This is a genomic window from Streptomyces sp. NPDC050263 (assembly GCF_040655955.1).
GTDB lineage: Bacteria > Actinomycetota > Actinomycetes > Streptomycetales > Streptomycetaceae > Streptomyces.
Genome location: NZ_JBFAKW010000050.1, coordinates 58,644 through 65,536, shown reverse-complemented (window position 1 = coordinate 65,536; position 6,893 = coordinate 58,644). Strand labels below are relative to the sequence as shown.

3 protein-coding genes are annotated in these 6,893 nt (G+C 71.6%); 1 reads left to right on the top strand and 2 read right to left on the bottom strand.

Features of this window, described 5'->3' with window-relative positions:
• Positions 1-157: 157 nt before the first annotated feature.
• Both AB0J04_RS22800 and AB0J04_RS22795 read right to left on the bottom strand, forming a co-directional pair.
• Positions 158-2,305, bottom strand: a complete 2,148-nt coding sequence (locus AB0J04_RS22800) for an alpha-1,4-glucan--maltose-1-phosphate maltosyltransferase (RefSeq protein WP_363170370.1) — start codon at positions 2,303-2,305, stop codon at positions 158-160.
• A gap of 191 nt (positions 2,306-2,496) precedes the next feature.
• Positions 2,497-3,750: a S8 family peptidase gene (locus tag AB0J04_RS22795; protein WP_363170369.1), complete on the bottom strand. Its 1,254-nt coding sequence runs from the start codon at positions 3,748-3,750 to the stop codon at positions 2,497-2,499.
• A 291-nt stretch (positions 3,751-4,041) separates the two neighbouring features.
• Here AB0J04_RS22795 and AB0J04_RS22790 point away from each other — a divergent pair, with 291 nt between their 5' ends.
• On the top strand, positions 4,042-6,666 hold the full coding sequence (locus tag AB0J04_RS22790; RefSeq protein WP_363170368.1) for a glycosyltransferase family 1 protein: 2,625 nt from the start codon (positions 4,042-4,044) through the stop codon (positions 6,664-6,666).
• Positions 6,667-6,893 lie beyond the last annotated feature (227 nt).

Below are 6,893 nucleotides of genomic sequence, written 5' to 3'. Positions count from 1 at the left end.
TTGGCGGTGATGCCCTTGAGGTCGCCGACGCCGTCGCCGTTGCTGTCCTGGAAGGAACGGACGAGGACTTCGTAGAACACCGCGCGCTTGAACCATTCGGGGTCGCGGTCCTTGGCGGGGGTGTCCTCGAAGGTGTCCGGAACGGGCTCGTTGACGCTCATGGTGTGGGTGACCCTCCGATCTGCGGGTTGGACGGTCGCAGGACGGTGAGTACGTGCGCGGGCCGGGTGCCCGGTTCGAGGCGCACGTAGTTGGCCCTGCCCCAGTGGTAGGTCTCGCCGGTGAGCTCGTCGCGCACCGGTGCCGACTCGTGCCAGTCCAGGCCGAGTTGTGGCATGTTCAACGAGACCGTGGCCTCCTGGGTGTGGTGGGGGTCGAGGTTGACGACCACCAGAACCGTGTTCGAACCGCTCGTCTTCGAGTCCGTCTTCGAGTCCGCCTTCGAGTCCGTCTTCGAGCTCCTCTTGGAGTAGGCGATCACCGTGTCCTTGTCGGTGGGATGGAAGTGCAGGTCGCGAAGCTGTCGCAGGGCGGGACTGGCCCGCCGCACCGCGTTGAGCTTCGTGATCAGGGGCGCGAGGGTGCGGCCCTCGCGTTCGGCCGCGGCCCAGTCGCGTTGCTTGAGCTGGTACTTCTCGGAGTCGAGGTACTCCTCGCCGCCCGGCCTCAGCGGGGTGTTCTCGCAGAGTTCGTAGCCGCTGTAGACACCCCAGGTCGGCGACAGGGTGGCCGCGAGCACGGCACGGATCGCGAAGGCGGCCGGCCCGCCGTGCTGGAGGTACTCGTGCAGGATGTCGGGGGTGTTGGCGAAGAGGTTGGGCCGCATGTACGCGGCGGCCTCCCCCGACAGCTCCGTGAGGTACTCCGTCAGTTCCTGCTTCGTGTTGCGCCAGGTGAAGTACGTGTAGGACTGCTGGAAGCCGATCTGGCCGAGCGTGTGCATCATCGCGGGCCGGGTGAACGCCTCGGCCAGGAACACGACGTCCGGGTCGGCGGCGTTGATCTCCCCGATGACCCGCTCCCAGAACACGACCGGTTTGGTGTGCGGGTTGTCGACGCGGAAGATCCGCACCCCGTACGCCATCCAGTGCCGCAGCACCCGCAGGGTCTCGGCGACCAGACCGTCGAGGTCGGCGTCGAAGGCGATCGGGTAGATGTCCTGGTACTTCTTCGGCGGGTTCTCGGCGTAGGCGATCGTGCCGTCGGGCCGGTGATGGAACCACTCGGGGTGTTTGTGCACCCAGGGGTGGTCGGGGGAGCACTGGAGGGCGAAGTCGAGCGCGATCTCCAGCCCGAGCTCGCGCGCCCGCTCCACGAACCAGGCGAAGTCCTCGATGGTGCCCAGCTCCGGGTGCACGGCGTCGTGCCCGCCCTCCGGCGCGCCGATCGCCCACGGCACGCCGACGTCGTCCGGCCCGGGGTCGAGGGTGTTGTTGCGGCCCTTGCGGAACGTCGTGCCGATCGGGTGGATCGGCGGCAGATAGACGACGTCGAAGCCCATCTCGGCGATCGCGGGCAGTCGGCGCGCGGCCGTGCGGAAGGTGCCGTGCGGGCGCTCGGCCGTTCCTTCCGAGCGGGGGAAGAACTCGTACCAGGAGCCGTACAGGGCCCGTTCCCGCTCCACGAGCAGCGGCAGCGGCTCGGAGGCGGTGACCAGTTCCCGCAGCGGGCGCCGGCCGAGAACGGCGTCGACCTCCGGCGTCAGCGCCGCCGCCAGGCGGGAGACGGGCGGGCGGGTCTCGTCGCGCAGCGCGTCGGCCGCGTCCCGCAGCACGCCCCGGTCGGGCCCCTTCGGCACGCCTGCGGCCGCCCGCTCGTGGAGACTCGCGCCCTCTTCGAGGACCAGCTCCGTGTCCATCCCCGCGGGGATCTTGATGCGGGCGTGATGTCGCCAGGTGGAGACCGGATCGCTCCACGCCTCCACGGTGTACGTCCAGCGGCCCGTCGCGTCCGGGGTGACGTCCGCGCCCCAGCGGTCGGTGCCGGGGGCGAGTTCGCGCATCGGCGTCCACGGGCCGGGCCTGCCGTCCGGATCTCGCAGGACGACGTTGGCGGCGACGGCGTCGTGCCCTTCCCGGAACACGGTCGCCGAGACCTCGAACGTCTCACCGACGACCGCCTTGGCGGGCCGGCGCCCCTGCTGGACCAGCGGGCGGACGTCGAGGACGGGTATGCGCCCGACGGCGGGGGCGGGCGCGAGGTGCTTGGTGTCGGTGCCGTTCGTGGCGTTCGTGGCGTTCGTGCCGTTCGTGGCGTGCTTGGGGCGGGTCGTCGGGGGTGTTGACGGGTGGTGCCTGGCTGGCATGACCGCTCCTGTCCGCATCAACGGGGGGTAGGCGGATGGATGTGGTGGGGAGGGGGTCCTGCGAGGGGGTACCGGAGGAGCCTTCCACCCTATTCGGGTGAGCAATCCGGCCCTTTGTTAACTACTCGCGCGTATGTCCTCGCACAAGACCGGCCCCGTTCACGGGGAACGGGGCCGGTTCCGGCACCCCGTCACCTGACGGGTGGGACCTGAAGGAGTCTGTTCGGCGAACCGCTCCCCCGGCCGGAGACCTTGCCGTTCGAGGCTCCCGCGATCAACGCCCTCGCGACCTGTGCGGGCGTGGCCTTCGGGTGGTCGGCAAGGTGTAACGCGGCCGCGCCCGCCGCGTGCGGCGCCGCCATCGACGTACCGGAGTACGCCACCCGGCCGGTGTCGCTCGCGTGCGACGCGGAGGTGATCGACACGCCCGGCGCGAACAGGTCGAGGGCGGAACCGTAGTTGGAGAAGCCCGCCCTGGCGTCCCCCCGGTCGGTGGCCCCGACCGTGATGGCCTCCCGCACATCGGCGGGGGAGTGCAGGGCGGCCGGCTGCCCCAGGTTGCCCGCCGCGACGGTGTAGGTCACGCCGGACCGGATGGAGGTGCGGACGGCCGCGTCCAGCGCCGCGTTGTAGCCGCCGCCCAGACTGAGGTTGGCGACCGCCGGCTTGCGCGCGTGCCGGGTGACCCAGTCGATGCCGGCGATGGCCTGCGCGGTGGTGCCCGCACCGGAGTCGTCGAGCACGCGCACCGCGACCACCTTGGCCTTCTTGGCCACGCCGAGGCTCGCGCCCGCCACGGTGCCGGCCACGTGCGTGCCGTGTCCGTTGCCGTCGGAGGCGATCCGGTCACCGCCGACGAAGTCCCAGCCGTAGCTCGCCCGGCCGCCGAAGTCGGCGTGGGTGATCCGGACACCGGTGTCGATCACGTACACCGTGACACCGGCGCCCGCGGACTTCGGCCAGCTGTACTTGCCGTCCAACGGCCGGCTCGGCTGGTCGACGCGGTCCAGCCCCCAGGACGGCGGGTTCCTCCCGACGACGTCCAGCGTCACCCGCGTGTCCTGGACGACCGAGGCCACCCGCGGGTCGGCCGCGAGCCGCCGCGCCTGTCTCTCGTCGGCTTCGACGGCGAACCCGTTGAGCACCGTGCCGTAGGTGTGGCTGATCGTCGCCCCGTACTCTCTGGCGAGACGTCGTCCGCCCTGCGACGACGCCTTCGTGCCCCCCTTCAGCGTCACGAGATAGCTTCCGCCGACGGCGCCGGGCAGACCGGCGCCGAGTATCAGCCCGCTGCGTGCGGCGAGTGATGTCCCCTCCGGTGCGGCGAGCGAAGTGCTCTCCGGTGCGGCGTGCGCGGGCAGGGTGACGGCCGACAGCACCACGGTCGTGACGACCGCGGTCAGGCCCCCCGCCCGGCGCAGACGCCGTGTTCGCGTCCGTGCCATGGTTCGAGTTCCCCTCCTCGACTCGGCTACAGCCTCTCGTGCGGGGCGAACTGCCACAAGGTGGCCTGCGAGGGCGAAAACGCATTTTTTAGGCCATCCCACGGCGCCCCGGGACGCCGCGTCAGGTGACTCCCGGCCCGTCCGGCGTTCGAGGACGAGGCCGTCCGGGCCGAAAGCGGGGGTCCGCGGGCGGCCAGTCCCCACCAAGCCCGACACCGACGCCGGTACCTTCTTACAAAGACGTGACGCACACCGCCGTGCGTCCCTTCCTCACGCACGCCGAGGTGGAATGTGAAGGCGATCCGTCGATTCACCGTCCGACCCCTCCTCCCCGACCCCCTCCGGCCACTCAGCGACCTGGCCCGCAACCTGCGCTGGTCCTGGCACGCGGAGACCCGCGACCTCTTCCGGTCCGTCGACCCCGAGCGCTGGGCCACCTCCGACGGCGACCCGGTCAGACTCCTCGGCAACGTGCGCCCCGCACGCTTCGCCGAACTCGCCGAGGACCGCCGCTTCCTGCGTCGGCTGACCGCCGCCGCCGACGACCTGCACGACTACACGACCGGCGACCGCTGGTACCAGGCGCAGCCCGCCACCGCCGGGCTGCCCGCCGCCGTCGCCTACTTCTCGCCCGAGTTCGGCGTCACGGCCGCGCTGCCCCAGTACTCCGGCGGCCTCGGCATCCTCGCCGGCGACCACCTCAAGGCGGCCAGCGACCTGGGCGTGCCGCTGATCGGCGTGGGCCTGCTCTACCGGCACGGCTACTTCCGCCAGTCGCTCTCCCGGGACGGCTGGCAGCAGGAGCACTACCCCGTCCTCGACCCCAACGAGCTGCCGGTGACCCTCCTGAGGGAGGACGACGGCACCCCGGCGCAGGTCTCCCTCGCCCTGCCCGGCGGCAGGTCGCTGCACGCCCGGATCTGGCTGGCCCAGGTCGGCCGCGTCCCGCTCCTCATGCTCGACTCCGACGTCGAGGAGAACGACCTCGGCGAACGCGGGGTGACCGACCGGCTCTACGGCGGCGGCAGCGAACACCGTCTCCTCCAGGAGATGCTGCTCGGCATAGGAGGTGTCCGCGCGGTACGCACGTACTGCCGTCTGACCGGGCACCCGGAACCCGAGGTCTTCCACACCAACGAGGGCCACGCGGGCTTCCTCGGCCTGGAGCGCATCGCCGAACTCGCCGACGCGGGGCTGGACTTCGACCCCGCGCTGGAGGCCGTCCGGGCCGGGACGGTCTTCACCACCCACACCCCCGTCCCGGCCGGCATCGACCGCTTCGACCGTGGGCTGGTCGCCCGGCACTTCGGCCCCGACGCCGAGCTGCCCCGCATGGACGTCGACCGCATCCTGCGCCTCGGCATGGAGACCTACCCGGGCGGCGAGCCGAACCTCTTCAACATGGCCGTCATGGGCCTGCGCCTGGCCCAGCGCGCGAACGGCGTGTCGCTGCTGCACGGCCGCGTGAGCAGGGAGATGTTCTCCGGACTGTGGCCCGGCTTCGACCCCGAGGAGGTGCCGATCACCTCGGTCACCAACGGCGTGCACGCCCCGTCCTGGGTCGCCCCGGAGGTGCTGCGCCTCGGCGCCCGGCAGGTCGGCGCCGAACGCGCCGAGGACGCCCTGAGCGTCGGCGGCTCCGACCGCTGGGACGCCGTCACGGACATCCCCGACCAGGACATCTGGGAGCTGCGCCGCGATCTGCGCGAGCAGCTGGTGGTCGAGGTACGGCGCCGGCTGCGCGCGTCATGGCGTCAACGGGGCGCAGGCACAGCCGAGTTGGGCTGGATCGACGGAGCCCTGGACCCGGACGTCCTCACCATCGGCTTCGCCCGCCGGGTCCCGTCCTACAAACGCCTGACGCTGATGCTGCGCGACCGCGACCGCCTGACGGAGTTGTTGCTCCACCCGGAGCACCCCATCCAGATCGTGGTGGCGGGCAAGGCCCACCCGGCGGACGACGGCGGAAAACGCCTGGTCCAGGAACTGGTCAGGTTCGCCGACGACCCGCGAGTCCGTCACCGCATCGTGTTCCTGCCGGACTACGGCATGGCGATGGCCCAGAAGCTCTACCCCGGCTGCGACATCTGGCTGAACAACCCCCTGCGTCCCCTGGAGGCCTGCGGTACCTCAGGCATGAAGGCGGCGCTCAACGGCTGCCTCAACCTCTCCGTCCTGGACGGTTGGTGGGACGAATGGTTCCAGCCCGACTTCGGCTGGGCGATCCCCACGGCCGACGGCGCCGGCACCGACCCCGACCACCGCGACGACATCGAGGCGGCGGCCCTCTACGACCTCCTGGAACAGCGCATCACCCCCCGCTTCTACGAGCGCGGCCGCTCCGGCCTGCCCGACCGCTGGATCGAGATGGTCCGCCAGACCCTCACCCTCCTCGGCCCGAAGGTGCTGGCGGGACGCATGGTCCGCGAGTACGTGGAACGCCTCTACACCCCGGCGGCCCACGCCCACCGCACCATGACCCCCGACGTCGCCCGCGACCTGGCCGCCTGGAAGCACCGGGTGCGCGCCGCCTGGCACGCGGTGACGGTCGATCACGTCGAGACGTCGGTCGCGACGACGACGGCCGAACTCGGCACCACGCTCTCCCTGCGCGTCCGCGTGGGCCTCGGCGACCTCGCCCCCGACGACGTCGAGGTCCAGGCGGTCTCCGGCCGGGTCGACGAGGAGGACCACATCACGGACGCGACGACGGTCCCCCTCAAACCGGCGGGCGGCCCCGACCTGGAGGGCCGCTGGTCCTACGAGGGCCCCCTCTCCCTCGACCGCACCGGCCCCTACGGCTACACGGTCCGCATCCTCCCGACCCACCGCCTCCTCGCCTCCGGCGCAGAACTGGGCGTGGTGGCCGTGCCGCCGGAGGAAGTGGTGGAGGGGGCGGGGGTGGTGCTGCGGTAGGGCCGGTTCGGCCGGTTCTTCGGCGCGCGGGCGTGGTGAACCACAGCGCCCGCGCGCTCGCACGTCGCTCTGCGGTGAGAGGCGAACCCTTGTCCCGCCCGAACCGGGCTGGCATAGGCTGAGCCGCTCGGCAATCGACTCGCAGAAAGGCCGACGGCGCGTGTCTGACAGACCGTCCGATGAGCACATATCCGGTTCGGGACAGGGGGATGGAGACGGGGACGGCA

What these genes read in the sequence shown, in the direction of transcription:
- AB0J04_RS22795 (WP_363170369.1), bottom strand. Translation starts at nt 3,750, where the DNA reads ATGGCACGGACGCGAACACGGCGTCTGCGCCGGGCGGGGGGCCTGACC.
- AB0J04_RS22800 (WP_363170370.1), bottom strand. Translation starts at nt 2,305, where the DNA reads ATGCCAGCCAGGCACCACCCGTCAACACCCCCGACGACCCGCCCCAAG.